Consider the following 16,772-nt stretch of genomic DNA (forward strand, 5'->3'; position numbering starts at 1 on the left):
GAGTCTCAGGCCGTCCGTTCGGCAAGGGTGCCGCCGAGGCGATCTCGAACCGTTGCACGCGCGTCCTCCCGCACGAGCGGACCCAGGGCGATCAGGGCCGCGAACAGGAGGGCGATCTCGATGTGGTAGACGATGAGGTAGCCGATCGCGGGCTCGTTCATGCCCTCGCCAAGCACCCCCGACTGGGCGATGGCGCCGCCGACGTCGCGCACCACGCCGCTGGCGGCGATCGAGAGGCCGGCTGCGGTCGCCTGCACGGCGCCCCAGGCCCCGAGCGCCAGCCCGGTATCCTCGGGGCCGGCGCGGTTCATCGAGGCGGTGAGCGTGCCGTGGGCGAACAGGCCGCCGCCCAGCCCGATCAGGCTCACACCGGCCGCGAACAGGTCGGACGAGGCCAGCGGCGCCGCGAAGACCACCGCCGAGAACGCCAGGATGCCGATGCCGACGCCCACCGCCGAGACCCGGAACGGGTCGCCGCCGCGCCCGAGCCAGCGGGCGGCAATCAGCAGGCCGAGCCCACCGCCGGCGGCGAGAAGCGCTGTCAGTGCCGTGGTCGCCCCGACCGAGAGATGGAGGATCTGGCCGCCATAGGGCTCCAGAAGGATATCCTGCATCGAGAACCCCGCGGTGCCGAGCCCGATCGCCACGAGGCGCCGCCGCGCGGCACCCTGCCCGGCATAGTCGCGCCAGGAGGAGCGGAAGTCCCGCGCCGGGGCGGTCCGGCTCCGGTTCGGGTCGCGCGGCTCCTGCTTCCACAGGGCGATCCCGTTCAGCACGATGGTCACCAGGGCCGCGCCCTGGATCACCTGGATCAGCCGCACGGGGGAGAAGTGGGCCAGGAACAGCCCGAACAGGAGGGCGCTTGCCATCATGCCGAACAGCAGCGCGACGCATAGCAGGGCCACCACCTTCGGCCGGGCATGCGCGGGGGCGAGGTCGGTGGCGAGGGCGAGGCCGACCGTCTGGGTGGTGTGCAGACCGGCTCCGACCAGCAGGAACGCGAAGGCCGCCGCCACGTCCCCGACCCAGAGTGGGCCGGTGGTGTCGCCGGACAGGATCAGCAGCGCGAACGGCATGATCGCCAGGCCGCCGAACTGGAGCAGGGTGCCGAACCAGATATACGGCACCCGCCGCCAGCCCAGGACCGAGCGGTGCGTGTCCGAACGGAACCCGACCAGGGCCCGCAACGGCGCGAAGATCAGCGGCAGGGCAAGCATCACGGCGACGATCCAGGCCGGCACGCCGAGTTCGACGATCATCACCCGGTTGAGCGTGCCGATCAGCAGCACCGCCGCCATACCGACCGTGACCTGGAACAGGGCGAGCCGCAGCAGACGCCCCATCGGCAACTCGACGGTGGCGGCGTCCGCGAAGGGCAGGATCGCCGGGCCGAGGCGCATCAGGGCGCGGGTGAGTTTCTGGGAGGCCGTACTCATGACGACGCCCCGGGCCGGGTCGCGTCCCCGCGTTCGGAAGGCCCGGACGGGCGCGTCCGTGTCAGCGCAACCGCGTTCGACAGGTAGAAACCGCTGTTGACCCTGTGACTCCGCGCCCAGGCGAACCGGTCGAGCGCCGGCTCCGAAGAGATGCGCCGCCGGAGCCCGCCCTCCGTCACCGGAACGATCGCCGGCGAGCGGTCGCCGCGGGGGAAGAACTGTCCGGCCGCGTGCATCAGGGTCAGCAGCGCCGTGCGGGGCGCCACCGTGAACAGCACCGAGCCGTCGGTGCGGGCGCCCAGGACAGCGAGGGCCCGGACGATGTCGGCGGCGCGGTAATGGATCAGCGAATCCATCGCGACCACGTGGTCGAAGCGGCCGAGATCCGGGTCGAGCATGTCGCCGACGCGGAAGTCGATCCGGCCGGCGCCGGATATCGCCGGCAGGCGCTCCCGTGCGAGTTCGACCAGGGTCGGCGAGACGTCGATAGCGACAACTTCCGCGCCGCGCCGTGCGGCCTCGACGCTGAGCGCCCCGGTACCGCAGCCGGCATCGAGCAGGCGCAGGCCGGTCATGTCGGCGGGCAGCCAGGAGAGCAGCGTCCCGCGCATCGCGTCCCGGCCGGCCCGCACGGTGGCGCGGATCCGGCTCACCGGCGCATCGGAGGTCAGGCGCGACCAGGCCTCGACCGCGGTGCGGTCGAAGTAGGTGGTCAGTTCACCCCTGCGGGTGTCGTAGCTGGCGCCCGCCATCAATCGAATCCCAAAAATTCGAACAGGTCGCGGTCCTTCATCGGCAGGGCCTCGCATGGCTCCCCGCCGGCCCAGAGCGTCTCGGCCAGCCGCATGTACTCGGCCGTCACGGCGTCGAGCTCCGGGGTGGATTCCATTTCGAATAGGGTCGACTTCTTGAGCCGCGAGCGGCGGACCACGTCGAGGTCGGGAAAGTGCGCCAGCCGCTTCAGGCCGACCGCGTCGTTGAACCGGTCGATCTCGTCGGTCTTGGCCGAGCGGTTGGCGATGACGCCGCCGAGCCGCACCGGGTAGTTCTTGGACTTGGCATGGATCGCCGCCACGATCCGGTTCATCGCGAAGATCGAGTCGAAGTCGTTGGCGGTGACGATCAGCGCCCGGTCGGCATGCTGGAGCGGTGAGGCGAAGCCGCCGCAGACCACGTCGCCCAGCACGTCGAACACGACGACGTCGGTATCCTCGAGCAGGTGATGCTCCTTGAGGAGCTTCACGGTCTGGCCGACCACGTAGCCGCCGCAGCCCGTGCCCGCGGGCGGCCCGCCGGCCTCGACGCACATCACGCCGTTGTAGCCCTCGACCACGAAGTCCTCGACGCGCAGCTCCTCCGAATGGAAGTTCACCGCTTCCAGGGCGTCGATGACCGTCGGGGCGAGTCGCTTGGTCAGCGTGAAGGTCGAGTCATGCTTTGGGTCGCAGCCGATCTGCAGCACCCGCTTGCCGAGCTTCGAGAACGCCACCGACAGGTTCGACGAGGTGGTGGACTTGCCGATCCCGCCCTTGCCGTAGACCGCGAACACCTTCGCGGTGTCGATCTTCAGGTCCGGGTCGAGGGCGACCTGGAGACTGCCTTCTTCCTTCCGGGCAACGACCGGGTTGCGAATGGCGATGTTCATGCGGCGACTCCTGCGGTGACGCCTTCGAGACGATCTTCCAATTCCTCCTCGGCCCGGTCGAGGGCGTCCCGCATCTCTGCGTTCGGAGTCCAGAAGCCGCGCCGGTGAGCCTCGATCAGCCGTTGGGCGACCTTGGCGGAGGCGGTGGGGTTGAGGGAGGCCATGCGTTCGCGCATGGCCGGGTCGAGCACGTAGGTCTCGGTGATCCGCTCGTAGATCCAGGGCTGGACCGCGTTGGCGGTGGCCGACCAGCCGACCGTGTTGGTCAGGTGGGATTCGATCTGGCGCACGCCCTCGTAGCCGTGGCCGAGCAGGCCTTCGTACCATTTCGGGTTGAGCATGCGGGTGCGCGTCTCCAGCGCCACCTGCTCCTCCAGGGAGCGCACGCGCCCCTCCCCGCGGGTCTGGTCGCTGATGTAGATCGGCACCGCCGCGCCGCGGGCCTTCGCCACCGCCCGGCCCATGCCGCCGAGCCCGTCGAAGTAATGGTCCACCGAGGTGACGCCGACCTCGACCGAGTCGAGGTTCTGGTAGGCCATGTCGACCGAAGCCAGCACCGCCTGCATCAGGGCCCGCTGCGGCGCCGGCTTGCCCGTGCGGCCATACGCGAAGCTCTTGCGCCGCGAGAACGTCTCGCACAGCTCGGCATCGTCGTCCCAGGCCCCCGAATCGACCAGTTGGTTGACGTTGGCTCCGTAGGCGCCCTCGGCGTTCGAGAAGACCCGCAGCGCAGCGGTCTCCAAGTCGCAGCCCTGCTCCGCCTGGATTGCCAGCGCGTGCTTCCGGACGAAGTTCTTTTCCAGCGGCTCGTCGGCTGTAGCGGCGAGGAAGGATGCTTCCGCGAGGAGCTTGGTCTGGAGCGGCAGCAAATCTCGAAAAATACCCGAGAGGGTGACCACCGCGTCGATCCGCGGGCGGCCGAGGGTTTCCAACGGGATCAGCTCGGCGCCGCTGAGCCGGCCGTAGCCGTCGAAGCGCGGGGCTGCGCCGATCAGGGCCAGCGCCTGCGCGATCGGGCCGCCCTCGCTCTTGAGATTGTCGGTCCCCCACAGGACCAGGGCGACGCTCTCGGGATAGGGTTTGCCGTCTGCGGCGAAGCGCTCGAGGATGCGCTCGACCTGCCGGACGCCATCGGCCACCGCGAAGGTCGAGGGCAGGCGGTACGGGTCGAAGCCGTGGATGTTGCGTCCGGTCGGCAGGATCGCGGGGTTGCGCAGAAGGTCGCCCCCGGCCACCGGCGGGATGAAGCGGCCGTCGAGCGCCCGCAGCAGGGCCGGGACCTCGTGGTCCCGCGCCAGCAGGGTTTCGCTCCGGGCGAGGTCCGAGAAGGCGGTGCGGGTCTCGGGATCGCCGGGCAGCCCGGAGGCCGCGAAGGCGGTCTCGATGCCGGCGCCGGCGACCAGGGCGGCTATGCCCGCACGGTCCGGCTTCAGCCCGTGCGAGGCCTCCGCCAGGGCGAGCAGCAGATCGATCCGCTCCTCCTCCGGGACACCTTCGCCGACCACGTGCAGCCCGTGCGGGATCAGGGTCTGCTCCAACTCCTGAACGGCGGACCAGAGGTCGCCGACCCGGACGCCGAGATCGCCGGTCCAGGCCGGCTCGGCGGCCACGAGGTCGAGGGCCGCGCCCTGGTCCTGGATCATCCGGGCGAGGGTCTCGCGCTCGGCCGCCGCTTCGAGATCGAGCCCGCGCCAGCGCTCCATCGAGCTCTTCAGGTCGAGCAGCCCGCGATACAACCCGGCGGTGGCCAGACTCGGGGTGAGGTAGCTCACCAGGGTCGCGGCGGAGCGGCGCTTCGCGAGCGTCCCCTCGGACGGGTTGTTGGCGGCGTAGAGGTAGATGTTCGGCAGCGCCCCGATCATCCGCTCCGGCCAGCAGGCCTCGGACAGGCCGGTCTGCTTGCCGGGCATGAATTCGAGCGCCCCGTGCGTCCCGAAATGCAGCACGGCGTCGGCGGAAAAATCCTCGCGCAGGTAGCGGTAGAAGGCCGAGAACGCGTGCGTCGGCGCGAAGCCGCGCTCGAACAGCAGCCGCATCGGGTCGCCCTCGTAGCCGAAGGCCGGCTGCACCCCGACGAAGACGTTACCGAACTGCGCGCCGAGCACGAACAGGTCGGCGCCGTTGGTCTGGTGGCGGCCAGGTGCCGGGCCCCACTGGGCCTCGATCTCGGCCAGGTAGGTCTCCCGGCGCACGTGGTTCTCCGCCGGGATGCGGGCGTGGACGTTGGCCTGGGTCCCGTAGCGCTTGGCGTTGCCCTCGAGGATCCCGTTGCGCAGGGCGTCGACGGTCTCCGGGACATCCACGGTGTAGCCTTCCCCGGCCAGGCCCTTCAGGGTGTTGAGCAGCGAGGCGTAAACCGACAGGAACGCCGCCGTGCCGGTGGCGCCGGCATTCGGCGGGAAGTTGAACAGCACCACGGCGATCTTACGCTCGGCCTTGGGCGTCCTGCGTAGGGACACGAGGCTCCGCACCCGCTGGGCCAGCCGCGCGACCCGTTCGGGATGGGCGCGCATGTCCCGGGCGTTGTCGCTGCCGGAGGCCGACGAGCGGCCGCCGAACACCATCGGCGCGGTGGCGCCGTCGAGTTCGGGAATCGCGACCATCATGGTCGCCTCCACGGGTGACAGGCCGCGCTCGCCCGCCTCCCACTGCTCGATCGTCTGGAATTCCAGCGCCTGGGCGGCGATGTAGGGCACGTCGAGCCGGGCCAACATCGCCTCGGCGGCGGCGGCGTCGTTGTAGGCCGGGCCGCCGACGAGCGAGAAGCCGGTGAGCGACACCAGGGCGTCGATGCGGGCGCGCCCGTCCTGCATGAAGAAGGCGTCCACGGCCGGACGGTTGTCGAGGCCGCTGGCGAAGGCCGGCACCACCTCAAGGCCCCGGGCTTCGAGGGCGGCGATCACCCCGTCGTAATGGGCGGTGTTGCCGGCCAGCACGTAGCTGCGCATCAGCAGCAGCCCGACGCGGCCCTTCGCGTCGGTGTTGCGGGGCAGCCGGGACGGATCCTGGCCCATCCGGCCGGCCAGGCGGGGGTGGTAGAGGCCGGTCTCGGGATAGTCGAGCGGGGCAGGCGCGGCCGGTCCCTCGCGCCACGCCACGCGGGCGCCGGCGGCGTAGCGGTGCACCAGGAAGCGGACCAGGGCGGCGACGTTCTCGTCCGAGCCGGCGAGCCAGTATTGCAGGGTCAGGAAATAGGCGCGCACGTCCTGCGCCGAGCCCGGAATGAAGCGCAGGATCTTCGGCAGCTTGCGCACCAGCGCCATCTGCCGGCCAGCATTGCCCTGCTGGCCGGGCTTGCCACGCAGCTTCTTCAGGAAGTCGAGGGCGCTGCGCTTGTTGCCGCTCATATCGAAGCGGCCGAGCCTGGTCGTCTTCACCACCGCGCTCGCCGACATGCAGCCGACCATCGCGTCGCAATCGTCACGCCGGGCCGCGAGCGCCGGGAGGATCGCCCGGACGTGCTCATCCATGAACAGCATGGCCGAAAGCACGATGTCGGCCTGCGCGATGTCACCCCGGCAGGCGTCGAGCGAGGCGGGATCGTTGTCCCACTCCGCCGCGGCATGGAAGCCGAGCACCACCCCCGGCATCTCGGACCGCAGGCGCAGGCGTGCCCGCTCCACCGCGCTCGCGAGGTGGTTGTCGAGCGTGACGATGACGACTCGGATCGGCGGCCGACGCTTGGATGCGTCCGCCTTGGCCGAGCCGGCCGCCTGGCCGGCGGTGAGCGCTCTAGCGGCCATAATGCGCCTTGGCGTCGTAGAGGGTTTCGAGGGTGATGAGCGGCAGCCGCCGCTCACGGGCGAATTTCTCCGTGTTGCTGCGCGCTTTGCCGCGCACGAAGAACGGGATTTTCTTCAGCTCCTTCTCGGCCTCGGGCGCCCAGGACGCGGCCGTGATCACGACGTCCTCGTCGAGGAGGATCGCCGCCGGCGGTGCCGGATCGGCCGCCTCGGATGCTTCCGGCGTGGAGACCGCGAGGGCGTTGCCGCCGAGATGCGAGGGCCCGACGCCGTCGTGGAATTCGGGGTCCTCCCGGAACATCCCGAGCAGGTGCTCCTCCAAGCCCATCATCAACGGATGGACCAGGGTGTCGAACAGGACGTTGGCGCCCTCGAAACCCAATTGCGGAGCGTAGCGCGCCGGGAAGTCCTGGACGTGGATCGGGGCTGAGATGACCGCACAGGGGATGCCGAGCCGCTTGGCGACGTGGCGCTCCATCTGGGTCCCGAGGACCAACTCGGGGGCGGCGGCGCGGATCGCGGCCTCGACGTCGAGATAATCGTCGGTGACCAGAGCCTCGACGCCGTGCTCGGCGGCCTCGGCCCGAACTTCGCGGGCGAATTCGCGGCTGTAGGTTCCAAGGCCGACGACGGTGAAGCCGAGCTCCCGCGCCGCCATCCGGGCGATGCCGATGGCGTGCGTGGCGTCGCCGAACACGAAGACGCGCTTGCCGGTCAGGTAGGTCGAATCGACAGAGCGCGAGTACCACGGGAGCCGCGAGCCGGGGCCGTCGAGGAGCGGCGCCGGATCGAGGCCGGCGAGGTCCGCAACCTCGGCGACGAAGCGGCGCGTGGCGCCGACGCCGAGCGGCACCTCACGGGTAAACGGCTGCCCGAAACTCTTCTTCAGATACTCGGCTGCGCTGCGAGCGGTCTCCGGGTAGAGCACGACGTTGAAGTCGGCCTCCTTGAGGCGACCGAGGTCGGCCGGGCTGGCACCCAGCGGCGCCACCACGTTCACGTCGACCCCGAGCGTATCGAGCAGCCTGCGGATCTCGATCAGGTCGTCGCGGTGGCGAAAGCCGAGCGCCGTCGGGCCGAGGATGTTGCAGAGCGGACGCCGGCCCGGCTCGTGCGCTGGACGCGGGCCCGGGGCTCCGGCGAGCGCCCGGACCAGCCGATAGAAGGTCTCTGACGCGCCCCAGTTCTCTTTCTTCTGATAGGCCGGCAGCTCCAGCGGGATCACCGGGATCGGTAGGTCGAGGGCCTTGGCCAGCCCGCCCGGATCGTCCTGGATCAGCTCGGCGGTGCAGGAGGCGCCGACGATCATCGCCTGCGGCTGGAAGCGCGCGTAGGCGGCGGCGACCGAGGTCTTGAACAGCTCGGCGGTATCGCGGCCGAGATCCTGCGCCCGGAAGGTCGTGTAGGTGACCGGCGGGCGGGCATCGCGCCGCTCGATCATCGTGAACAGCAAGTCCGCGTAGGTATCGCCCTGCGGTGCGTGCAGCACGTAGTGCAGCCCGGTCATCGCGGTGGCGACGCGCATCGCGCCGATATGCGGGGGGCCTTCGTAGGTCCAGAGGGTGAGCTGCATCGCCCTACACCTCCAACAGCGCGCGACGCCGGAGCGGACGCGCGAACAATTCGGCAAGGTCGCCGGCCTGCTCGTAGCCCTGCACGGGCGTAAACAGCAGCTCGATCGACCACTTGGTCGACAGGCCCTCGGCCTCAAGCGGGTTGGCGAGACCGAGGCCGCAGACTGTGAGGTCCGGACGCGCCGCCCGGCAGCGGTCCATCTGGTCGTCGAGGCTCTGGCCCTCGGTCACGCGGGTCCCCGCCGGCAGCATCTCGATCTCGGCCGCCAGATGCGCCCGGTGGAGGTACGGGGTCCCGACCTCGACGAGTTCCGCGCCGAGTTCGCGGGCGAGGAACCGGGCAAGCGGCACTTCGAGCTGGGAGTCGGGGAAGAAGAACACCCGCTTGCCAGTGAGATTTTCGCGGTGGGCCGCAAGCGCGGTCTGAGCCCTAGCGCGACCGGCCGCGGTCGCTGCCGCGAAGGATTCGTCGGCAACGTCGAACGCCTCGGCGGCCGCCTGCAGCCAGCCGGTGGTGCCCTCGGCGCCGAGCGGGAACGGAGCGGCGAGGCGGTGGGCGCCGCGCTCGTCGAGGGCCCGGGCGGTATCGGCCAGGAATGGCTGGGCCAGCAGGTAGCGGGTGTTTCGTCCGACCGCCGGCATGGCTCCGGCGCGGCGGGCCGGAAGGAACCGGACGTCCGTGATCCCCATCGCGGAGAACATCCGGACGAACTGGTCCTCAACCACGTCCGCCAGTGCGCCGACGATCAGGAGCGACGGCTCTGCATCGGCGGATGACCGGGGCAACTCCGGCACGAGGGCGGCCAGGCAGGCATCCTCGCCCTGCGTGAAGGTCGTCTCGATGCCGGAGCCGGAATAGTTCAACACCCGCACCGGCGCGAGGCGCCCCGACAGGCGTTGGGCCGCCCGGGACAAATCGAGCTTGATCACCTCGGACGGGCAGGAGCCCACGAGGAACAGCAGCTTGATGTCGGGCCGGCGCTCGATCAGCCGGGTGACGACCCGGTCGAGTTCCTCGTTGGCGTCGGCGATGCCGGCGAGGTCGCGCTCGTCGATGATCGCAGTGGCGAAGCGCGGCTCGGCGAAGATCATCACCCCGGCCGCCGACTGGATCAAGTGGGCACAGGTGCGGGAGCCGACCACCAGGAAGAACGCGTCCTGGATCTTCCGGTGCAGCCAGACGATGCCGGTGAGCCCGCAGAACACCGCGCGCTGACCGTGCTCCTGATGGAAATCGATGCTGCCGCAGGCGGCCGATGTTGCAGTGACGGGCGGTTGGACGGGCGCGTTCACGACAGCGCCTCCGCCAGATGCGGCCGGTCGGCGTCGAGGCCTCCCAGGCGGGCGGCCCGGAGCTTGAGCAGGAACTGGCCGGCGTTGATCACGTAGGTGGCGTAGGCCGCCAGCGCGAGGATCAGCAGGGCCCGCTCATCCAGGGCGCCGGTGATCAGTGCGGCGAGGTAGGCGGTGTGGAGCGCAAGCACCAGCATGCTGACCACGTCCTCCCAGAAGAAGGCCGGGGCGAACAGCCAGCGGCCGAATACGACCTTTTCCCAAATCGAGCCGGTGACCATGATCGCGTAGAGTGCCAGGGTCTTGGCGACGACCGAAACTTGGGCGGCGAACAGGCCGTGCCCGGTGGCGAGCGCCCGCAGCACCAGGACCAGACTCACCAGGAAGATCAGGAATTGCAGCGGGGCGAGCAGCCCCTGCACCAGCGTCCAGGGCGAGGCGTCGCGTCTCTGGCGCTGGGCGGACGTGTAGAGCGGTCGTGATGGCCGGTCCCCGGGACCCATGCATCCGCTCCCCTGTGCTCGGCGACGCCCGTCGGGTGTCATCGTTGGCAGAGGCTAGGGCCGCGGCACCAAAAGTGTCAAGTCCGCTTGACGCCTTGTTGGAGTGACACCGGTTTGATATATTTTCTTTGTTCCAAGTCATTGCCAAGATCGACGGCTCAGGTATCGTTCCGAACGCTGGTCGACGCTTTCGATGGCTTGGCTGGTTCGATTCGAGGATCTGCGACGACGAAGACTTGAGAAGACCGGCGGGCAACGCCGCACTCGACGCGCTTGCGGAACCGCCGGCCCACCCGGGTCGGGGCCGCTTCTGGGAGGGATGCCGATGGGAGACTGGAGGCATTTCGGTGAGCGTCTGGATCCAGGTCCGATCGCGGGCGGATGCGGCGCGATGGGCGACGGACTGTCGGCCTACGGCGACGGGCCGCGGGTGCGCCACCAAGCCATCCCGCGCCCCTCCTCCGACGACAAGGCGGTGCCGGACGCGCTGGCCCGCCTGGTCGAGGCGGAGATCCTGCCCCGCCTGATGATGGCCCACCGGCCGGTCGGGCGCCGGGCCCAGAGCGACCGGGCGCCGAGCCCGGAGGAGATCGCGGCCTTCAGCGCCCTGCTTCTGGCCCCCGGGCCGATCGACCTGGACGGCCAGGTCTCCGCGCTGCGCGAGGGCGGGCTGCCGCTGCCGCGCCTGCTGCTCGACCTGCTCGCCCCGGCCGCGCGCCATCTCGGGGAACTCTGGGAGGAGGACGCCTGCGATTTCCTGGCCGTGACCGAGGGACTCGGCCGGCTGCAGGCGGTGAGCCGGCGCCTCTGCGCGCAGCTCGAGGACGAGACCGTGCCGGCCAACGGCCGCAGCGTGCTGCTGCTGCCCTGCCCCGGCGAGACCCACCATTTCGGCCTGTCGATCGTCGCGAGCTTCTTCCGCGAGGCCGGCTGGGACGTGACCACGGCGGTCCCCGGCCCCGGGGTCGATCCCCTGACCCTGCTGCGCGCGGAGTGGTTCGACGTGGTCGGCCTGTCACTGTCCTGCGACGTGTTCCTGCCGGCGCTGTCCGGCACCGTGACGGATGTCCGGAAAGCCTCCAGCAACCCGGAGGTCCGGGTCATCGTCGGCGGCCCGTATTTCGCGCGCTACGGCGGCGAGGCGGGCATCGTCGGGGCGGACGCTTGCGCGCCGGACGGCTGCTTGGCGCCGGCGACCGCCGAAGCTTTGCTGGACAGACGGGCCATGGCCTGCTGAAAGGGGCAAATTTTCAACTCTCACGCAATGGTGATCGTGACGCCCCAGCCTCACCCCACCCCGCAGCCGCCGCCTCAGGCGCTGCTCCAGGTGGCCGGCCACCTCGACGGAGAGGCGGTCGGACGCCTCGTCGCGGCATCGGCCGACCTGTCCCTGGTGGTGGATGCCGACGGGGTGATTCGGGATGCGACGGCGGCTGCCGACCTCGACGCCGAGAACATCCCCGGCTGGCTCGGGCGGCGCTGGATCGACACCGTGACGATCGAGAGCCGGCCGAAGGTCGACGCGCTGCTGCGCGACGCCCAGACCGGCGGCATCACCCGCTGGCGGCAGATCAACCACCCCTCCCCCAGCGGCGTCGACCTGCCGATCCGCTACGCCTCCCTGCGCTCGGTGGAGGGCGGCCCGATCCTGATCCTCGGCCGGGACATGCGGGCGGTGGCCGCGCTCCAGCGCCGGCTCACCGACGCCCAGCAGGCCCTTGAGCGCGACTACGACCGCCTGCGCGCCGCCGAGACCCGGTACCGGCTGCTGTTCCAGATCTCCGGCGAGCCGGTGCTGGTGCTCGATGCCGGCACCCGCCGGGTGATCGAGGCGAACCCCGCCGCCGCACGCCTGCTCGGCCGCCCGGCCAAGCGGCTGGCCGGCCAGGACGCGGTCGACCTGTTCGAGGCGGGCAGCGCCCGCTCCCTGGAAGCGCAGTTCGCCGCCCTGCGGGCGACCGGGCAGGCCGGCGAGTTGCGGGCCGCGCTGCCGCACGGGCGCGGCGAGGTCACGGTCTCGGTGTCGCTGTTCCGCGGCGAGGGCGGCCCGAGCGCGCTGATGCGGATCGTGGCCGATTCGGCCGCCGCCGAGGCCGGCTCCGACCAGGAGGCGCCGACCCGCGCGGTGATCGAGGCGATGCCCGAGGGCTTCGTGGTCACCGATCCGGCCCGCCGGGTCCTGATGGCCAACGCCGCCTTCCTGGAGCTGGCGCAGCTCGCCACCGAGAGCCAGGCCCGGGGCCGCACCCTCGACCAGTGGCTCGGCCGCGAGGATACCGAGGCGCAGGCCCTGTTCGCCAGCCTCGTGGACCACGGTTCCGTGCGCCGCTTCGCCACCGTGATCCGCGGCACCTATGGCGGCGTCGAGGATGTCGAGGTCGCCGCCGTCTCGGTGCCCGGGTCCCGCCCGTGCCTCGGCTTCGCGATCCGCTCCGCCCCGCGGCGGATCCCGGAGGGGCGGCTCGCCGGCAGCCGCGACGTGCCGCGCTCGGTGGAGCAGATGGCCGAGCTGGTCGGCCGGGTCTCGATGAAGACCCTGGTCCGCGAGACTACCGACCTGATCGAGAAGCTGTGCATCGAGGCGGCCCTGCGGATCACCCGGGACAACCGCGCCTCCGCGGCCGAGATGCTCGGCCTCAGCCGCCAGGGCCTCTACGCCAAGATGCGCCGCTACGGCGTCGGCGACCTCGACTCACCGGCCGATGACGGGTGATTCTTTTTGAGGTTGGGGAAGGCGCGGCTGCCGGCTGCGTCCAGCGGGCCTGGCCGTAAGCGCCGACGCTTACGGCCTTTTCCCCTCCCCCTTGTGGGCTTGCGGATTCACACGTTGCAGTCGGATGGTTCTCGACCGCATGAGCAGTCTGTCCGAGGCCATCACGTGCCCACCCTCCCCCGCAGAGGGGGGAGGGAGACGCGCTTGGGGTTAGCGTCGGTCCACATCCACCGGGCGATGTGTGAAGATCGGGGCCGGCAGGGGGCGGGCCTATCGTAGCCCGACAGCGGGTGGGCGGCAGGCGTGGCCGAGGGCCGCCCCCCCCCCACGGTGAAGCGCGGACGTTGCACAAGTCGTCCGATCCGCATCACCCCGAGGGCGGACGGTCCCCCGTATCCGTGCCATACCGCATCCCGAGCGCACGCCGCGCGACAGCGAACGTCGAGCATGGCCACCATCACGTCGCTGCCGAACCGGTTCCTCAACGCCGTGAAGCGGTCGTTCCGGCAATTCCTCGCCCTGCCGCTGGCCACCGTGCTCGGCTTCGTGGGATTGAACGCCCTGATCTATCTCGCCGACCGGTCGTGGTCCGCCGGGCAGGCGCCGGCCGGTTTCCGGTGGCTCGGCGACCTGTTGGGCGACAGCGCCGCCCTGGGCAGCCTGCTGACCACCGTGGCGTCGAGCATCATCACGGTGACGTCGATCACCTTCTCCCTCCTGCTCATCGCCGTGCAGCAGGGCGCGGCCGCGCTCACCGCCCAGGTGACCGACCAGTTCATGGCCCGGCGCACCAACCAGTTCTACTTCGGGTATTTCGTCGGCCTGTCGGTCTTCGTCCTGATGACCCTCGTGACCAATACCGGCTTTCACCGGCCGGTGTTCGGCACATCCCTGGCCCTGGTGCTGACCACTTCTGCGCTCTGCCTGATCATCGTGATGATCTACAACACGATCGACCAGATGCGGCCCGCCCAGATCATCCAGTTCATCCACGGCCGCGTGCTGGAGGCCCGCGCGACCGATCTGCGCCGGCTCGCCGCGACCCGCAGGACCGCCCGGGGCGACTGGCCGGTCGTCGCCGTGATCCGCTCCCGCGAGTGCGGCTACGTCGTCGGCCTCGACCTCGACCGGATCCAGGCGGCCCTGGACCGGCATGCGGGCGGGGCCGCGGAGATCGAGTTCGAGATCGCGGTCGGGACCTACCGGGCTCTGCACGATCCGCTGTTCCGGCTGCGCGGCCGGCCCGGCGCGCCGCTCGACGCGGCGGCGCGCGAGGCCGTCGTCGGGGAGGCGCTGAAGGCGCTCTCCTACGATGACGGGCGCGACCTCCGGAACGATGCCACCTACGGTCTGCACCAGCTCGCCACCATCGCGTGGACCTCGGTGTCCACGTCGAAGTCGAATCCCAGCCCGGGGCTCTCGGTCGTCCAGGCCCTGCGGGACATCATCGCGCACTGGGGCGACGGCGCGACCGCAACGGGCGAGGATGCGGGATCCGGCATCGTGTACGGCGATGCCGCCCCGATCGCGGCCACCGACGCCCTGGAGGCCGTGATCGTGGTGGCCTCGGAATCGATGCAGTCCCAGACGCTTGCCGAAGCCCTCTCCAGCGTGGCGATCCTGCTGCGCCACGTCGATCCGGCCACCGCCGCCCGGCTCGCCGACATCGCCAGCCGGGCGCTGTCGAGCCTCGGCGAGCATGTCCTGACCCGCCAGCTCGAAGCCGCCCTGGCCGACCTCACGGAGGCGCTGCGGGCGCGCGGCTTCGCCACCGTGGCGGGCGCCGTGTCCGACGCCGCGTCCGGGCTGGCGGAAAGCCTGGGCCGGCTCAACTCCCGGTCGACCCGCGTGCCCGGCACGGTCTCGTAGCGGGGCCTGCGATCCGGGTCCCGGGCCCTGGGGCAAGGCGGTGCGCCCGACGCTTCCTGGCGGCATACCGGCCCGCCCCCGTTGCTGCTACGGGCTACGCGGGTTGGAAGATTCATCCCCCGAGGTTTGATCCCCCAGACGGGATGACGGGGTTGTTCTCAGAACGACATCGGCAAGGACCAAGCGTCGGCAGGCAAGCGGGACGGTCCGCTGCCGCAAGCACCCTGAAAGGGGTGCCTCAGACCCCGCGGAAGCGCGCGAGGCCCGATGATCGGCTCCGGCATCCCGGGCCGGCAAGGACAGGGCGGGCTCGTATGGATCGTGGGGCGGGAATCCTGGGATTGCTGCAGATCACAGGTAGCATTCGCAGCGATCTTCCGAGGCAATGCCGGAATATGTGATCTTGTATTCAATTCGTTGCAGTATCGAAGCGCGAAGCCTGACAAAAATTTGATCGACGACTGAGAATTATCTGTGTGCCTGCGTGGTTTTCCGCCGTGCATTCCGGGATCGGTTGTGCAAAATCCAGTTGTCGGCGACGAGCCGGCACCGCCCGCGCCGACGTCCATTCCCCTCGATCCGTCGGCGCGGGTGTCTTCAGGTGGCGCCCTGTGCTTCAGCCACGCTGCAATAAAGTGAGGGGCAACCTTCCAGCCTCGTGGCGCAAGCCCGGGGCTGTTTTTCGTTTCAGGGCGGCTCGGTCCGATCCGCGGCGGACGATCCCGGATGCGGGGCCCCGGCCGGTCCGCGGCCCGCCAGACTTCGCGGTGCCGCGTCCGGCGGCCGGCGAACATCCGGGATTCACGAAGAATCGGCGCCGTCAGACTTCGTGGAGTTGACGAAGGCTGGCCCGCATCGGCTCGGTCGTGCGAACGATCGAGCGGGCGGCCGCGCGCGCCGTCGTGGTCGCGCTGGACTGATATTGGATTTTGTATTCGTAAACTTCCCGGGCCTTTGTACGCCAAGCCGCCGCGACACGGTTTCGCCAAGTGTAAATCCAGCTTGACACGCCCGGCGGCCCCGGTAGCCTGCGTCCATGGCCGCCACGCCCGCACCGAGCGCAGTCGTCGAGCTGCTCAAGCCCCTCACCTGGTTCGCTCCGATGTGGGCGTTCGCCTGCGGGGTGATCTCATCCGGACAGCCGGCCCACGGGCAATGGCCGGTGATCGCCGCGGGCATCGTGCTCGCCGGGCCGCTGGTCTGCGCCACGAGCCAGGCCGCCAACGACTGGTTCGACCGGCACGTCGACGCGATCAACGAGCCGAACCGGCCGATCCCGTCCGGGCGTATACCCGGCCGGTGGGGCCTCTACCTGGCCTTGGGCTGGACCCTGCTGTCGCTGCTGGTCGCGGCGGCGCTGGGGCCCTGGATCCTCGGGGCCGCCTTGTTCGGGCTGGTGCTGGCCTGGATTTATTCCGCGCCGCCCCTGCGTCTCAAAAAGAACGGGTGGTGGGGGAATGCCGCGGTCGGGCTCTGCTACGAGGGCCTGCCCTGGTTCACCGGCGCCGCCGTGATGGCCGCCGCCCTGCCCGACCGGCGGGTGCTGCTCGTCGCCCTGCTGTATTCCATCGGCGCCCACGGGATCATGACGCTCAACGATTTCAAGTCCGTGGAGGGCGACCGGCGCATGGGGCTGATGTCCCTGCCGGTGCAGATGGGCTCGGACCGGGCCGCCCGCTTCGCCTGCCTGGTCATGGCGGTGCCGCAGGTGGTGGTGATCGGGCTGCTGTTCGCCTGGGAGCGCGAGGCCCACGCCGCCCTGGTGGCGGCGTTGCTCGCCGGGCAATTCGCCCTGATGGTCCGGTTCCTGAAGAGCCCGCGCGAGCGGGCGGCCTGGTACAACGGCACCGGCACGACCCTCTACGTCCTCGGCATGCTGGTCGCCGCCTTCGCGCTGCGGCCTCTGGTGGGAGGGGCGTGATGACGCCTTCGGGTTCGAGCGCGGGAAGCGCCACCGCCTTCCCTCCCCCCTCTGCGGGGGAGGGTGGGCCTCGCG

The 16,772-nt window shown here is 70.5% G+C and carries 11 protein-coding genes; 4 read left to right on the forward strand and 7 right to left on the reverse strand.

The genetic code is table 11. The features are described from left to right. Positions 1–5: 5 nt before the first annotated feature. From FV233_RS13030 to bchF, 7 genes are read right to left on the reverse strand one after another with little or no spacing between them, the layout of a single operon-like run. A complete protein-coding gene (locus FV233_RS13030) occupies positions 6–1,436 on the reverse strand; it encodes a BCD family MFS transporter (protein WP_147854055.1) in 1,431 nt (476 codons plus the stop codon). Then, a complete protein-coding gene (bchM, locus tag FV233_RS13035) occupies positions 1,433–2,188 on the reverse strand; it encodes a magnesium protoporphyrin IX methyltransferase (RefSeq protein WP_147854054.1) in 756 nt (251 codons plus the stop codon). Before bchM ends, FV233_RS13030 begins: the two co-directional genes overlap by 4 nt. Then, complete coding sequence (bchL, locus tag FV233_RS13040; RefSeq protein WP_147854053.1) at positions 2,188–3,081, reverse strand: ferredoxin:protochlorophyllide reductase (ATP-dependent) iron-sulfur ATP-binding protein; 894 nt, start codon at positions 3,079–3,081, stop codon at positions 2,188–2,190. Before bchL ends, bchM begins: the two co-directional genes overlap by 1 nt. After that, positions 3,078–6,824 carry a magnesium chelatase subunit H gene (locus FV233_RS13045; RefSeq protein WP_147854052.1) on the reverse strand — a complete coding sequence of 1,249 codons (3,747 nt, stop codon included), beginning with the start codon at positions 6,822–6,824 and terminating at the stop codon, positions 3,078–3,080. The genes bchL and FV233_RS13045 overlap by 4 nt, the downstream gene beginning before the upstream one ends. After that, positions 6,814–8,397: a ferredoxin:protochlorophyllide reductase (ATP-dependent) subunit B gene (bchB, locus tag FV233_RS13050; RefSeq protein ID WP_147897714.1), complete on the reverse strand. Its 1,584-nt coding sequence runs from the start codon at positions 8,395–8,397 to the stop codon at positions 6,814–6,816. Before bchB ends, FV233_RS13045 begins: the two co-directional genes overlap by 11 nt. Before the next feature lie 4 nt (positions 8,398–8,401). Then, entirely contained in the window at positions 8,402–9,637 is a 1,236-nt protein-coding gene (locus FV233_RS13055) for a ferredoxin:protochlorophyllide reductase (ATP-dependent) subunit N (RefSeq protein ID WP_147897719.1), read from the reverse strand. 50 nt (positions 9,638–9,687) lie between these two features. Then, positions 9,688–10,194: a 2-vinyl bacteriochlorophyllide hydratase gene (bchF, locus tag FV233_RS13060; RefSeq protein WP_147856957.1), complete on the reverse strand. Its 507-nt coding sequence runs from the start codon at positions 10,192–10,194 to the stop codon at positions 9,688–9,690. A gap of 325 nt (positions 10,195–10,519) precedes the next feature. On the opposite strand from bchF, the gene FV233_RS13065 reads away from it, so the two are divergent. The 4 genes from FV233_RS13065 (at position 10,520) to chlG (ending at position 16,697) form a co-directional block, all read left to right on the forward strand. Next, positions 10,520–11,431, forward strand: a complete 912-nt coding sequence (locus FV233_RS13065; RefSeq protein ID WP_147856958.1) for a cobalamin B12-binding domain-containing protein — start codon at positions 10,520–10,522, stop codon at positions 11,429–11,431. Positions 11,432–11,458: 27 nt separating this feature from the next. Further along, a complete protein-coding gene (gene ppsR, locus FV233_RS13070) occupies positions 11,459–12,907 on the forward strand; it encodes a transcriptional regulator PpsR (protein WP_147897715.1) in 1,449 nt (482 codons plus the stop codon). Between the two features lie 447 nt (positions 12,908–13,354). Continuing rightward, positions 13,355–14,776 carry a DUF2254 family protein gene (locus FV233_RS13075; RefSeq protein WP_147897716.1) on the forward strand — a complete coding sequence of 474 codons (1,422 nt, stop codon included), beginning with the start codon at positions 13,355–13,357 and terminating at the stop codon, positions 14,774–14,776. A 1,036-nt stretch (positions 14,777–15,812) separates the two neighbouring features. Further along, entirely contained in the window at positions 15,813–16,697 is an 885-nt protein-coding gene (chlG, locus tag FV233_RS13080) for a chlorophyll synthase ChlG (RefSeq protein ID WP_147897717.1), read from the forward strand. Positions 16,698–16,772: the final 75 nt, after the last annotated feature.

Source organism: Methylobacterium sp. WL7 (assembly GCF_008040085.1).
Lineage (GTDB): Bacteria > Pseudomonadota > Alphaproteobacteria > Rhizobiales > Beijerinckiaceae > Methylobacterium > Methylobacterium mesophilicum.

Excerpts from the sequence above, each read along its gene's own strand:
- chlG (WP_147897717.1), top strand. The coding sequence starts at position 15,813 with ATGGCCGCCACGCCCGCACCGAGCGCAGTCGTCGAGCTGCTCAAGCCC.
- FV233_RS13030 (WP_147854055.1), bottom strand. The coding sequence starts at position 1,436 with ATGAGTACGGCCTCCCAGAAACTCACCCGCGCCCTGATGCGCCTCGGC.
- bchM (WP_147854054.1), bottom strand. The coding sequence starts at position 2,188 with ATGGCGGGCGCCAGCTACGACACCCGCAGGGGTGAACTGACCACCTAC.
- bchB (WP_147897714.1), bottom strand. The coding sequence starts at position 8,397 with ATGCAGCTCACCCTCTGGACCTACGAAGGCCCCCCGCATATCGGCGCG.
- ppsR (WP_147897715.1), top strand. The coding sequence starts at position 11,459 with ATGGTGATCGTGACGCCCCAGCCTCACCCCACCCCGCAGCCGCCGCCT.
- bchL (WP_147854053.1), bottom strand. The coding sequence starts at position 3,081 with ATGAACATCGCCATTCGCAACCCGGTCGTTGCCCGGAAGGAAGAAGGC.
- FV233_RS13045 (WP_147854052.1), bottom strand. The coding sequence starts at position 6,824 with ATGGCCGCTAGAGCGCTCACCGCCGGCCAGGCGGCCGGCTCGGCCAAG.
- FV233_RS13065 (WP_147856958.1), top strand. The coding sequence starts at position 10,520 with ATGGGAGACTGGAGGCATTTCGGTGAGCGTCTGGATCCAGGTCCGATC.
- bchF (WP_147856957.1), bottom strand. The coding sequence starts at position 10,194 with ATGGGTCCCGGGGACCGGCCATCACGACCGCTCTACACGTCCGCCCAG.
- FV233_RS13075 (WP_147897716.1), top strand. The coding sequence starts at position 13,355 with ATGGCCACCATCACGTCGCTGCCGAACCGGTTCCTCAACGCCGTGAAG.